Here is a 1,393-nt window from a genome sequence, read left to right as displayed (position 1 = left end):
CGTAAGCGTCCGGTCTAACCGCTACCCGTTCCAGTGCCATGGCAGCAGTTCATCGATCTTGGTGATCTTGTAGTCCGAGATGCGCGTAAGAGTGTCGGCGAGCCAAGCCTGTGGGTCGACACCATTTAGCTTGGCCGTTTCGATTAGGGTGTAGGCGATGGCGGCGGCCTTGCCGCCTGCCTCGGAGCCGACAAAGAGGTAGTTTTTACGGCCGAGGGCGACGGCGCGCATGCCACGTTCGGCAGCGTTGTTGTCGAGTTCTAGGATGCCGTGGTCGAGGTATGGGCGCAGGCGTTCCATTCTGGTCAGGGCATATCGGATAGCCGCGGCCAGCGGGGATTTGCCAGAGATCGTGGTGAGTTGCATGGCCAGCCATCGCTCCAGGTCGTCAAAGACCGGGGCCGCATGGGCGCGTCGCAATTCGGCGCGGCGTTCAGGTGGCGACCCTTTGGCCTGTTTCTCGACGGCATAGAGTTGAGCTATCCGGCCGATGGCCTCTTCTGCAATCGGGGAGCCTTGCGACCTGTGGATGTCGACGAACTTGCGCCGGACATGGGCCATGCAGGCGACCTCGCGGATGGCGCCGGAGCGGTAGAGATCCTCGAATCCGGCATAGCCGTCGGCATGCATCCAGCCGCGGAAGCGGGCGAGGTGATCCTTGGGGTGCTGGCCTTTCCGATCTCCCGAGAACCGATACCAAGCCGCCGGTGGCGCGGTTCCTGCCCACGGCCGTTCGTCGCGGGCATAGGTCCAGAGGCGTGCCGTCTGGGTCTTGCCGGTGCCGGGGGCGAGCATTCGCACCGGCGTGTCATCGGCGAAGATCGCTTCGGCCGACAGGACGTGGCGGCCAATGGCGTCAGCCAAGGGCTCCAGCAAGGCCGTGCTCTTGCCGACCCAGTCTGCCAGCGTGGAGCGATCCAGATCGAGCCCCTCACGGTCGAAGATCTGGCTTTGGCGGTAGAGCGGCAAGTGGTCGGCATACTTGCTGACCAAGACATGGGAGAGGAGGCCCGGCCCCGGGCGACCGCGCTCGATCGGGCGCGAGGGCAGCGGGGCTTGTACGAAGCGTTCGCAGCACGAGCAGGTCAGCCGAGGGCGGACGATCCGGTTCACGATGAAGCGCCCGGGGACGTATTCCAGCTCTTCCGTCACATCTTCCCCGATCCGGCGCAGGCAGCCGCCGCAATCGGCACAGGCATCGGAGCTAGGGGTCAGTTCCACTTCCATCCGCGAGATGTGGTCCGGGATCGGACGGCGCTTGGGTTTGTCCTTCTCCTCGATGTCGGGCAGCTTCATCCGCGCCGTCATAGCAGCGGCAGCGATCTCGCTGGTCTCGAGGGCAAGCTGAAGCTGTTCCACCGTCTCGGACGATGCCCCGAACCGATGGGCGCGG

General features: G+C 64.8%; 1 protein-coding gene. It reads right to left on the bottom strand.

The window, feature by feature from the left end:
- Positions 1–21 precede the first annotated feature (21 nt).
- Positions 22–1,393, bottom strand: a 1,372-nt coding sequence (locus tag TW83_RS09725; RefSeq protein WP_045982576.1) for an IS66 family transposase, incomplete at its 5' end; no start/stop codon positions are given.

The organism is Paracoccus sp. S4493 (assembly GCF_000967735.1).
GTDB classification, from domain to species: domain Bacteria; phylum Pseudomonadota; class Alphaproteobacteria; order Rhodobacterales; family Rhodobacteraceae; genus Paracoccus; species Paracoccus marcusii.
Note: the sequence above shows the minus strand (reverse complement) of the source record. Positions and strands in the feature narration are given on the sequence as shown.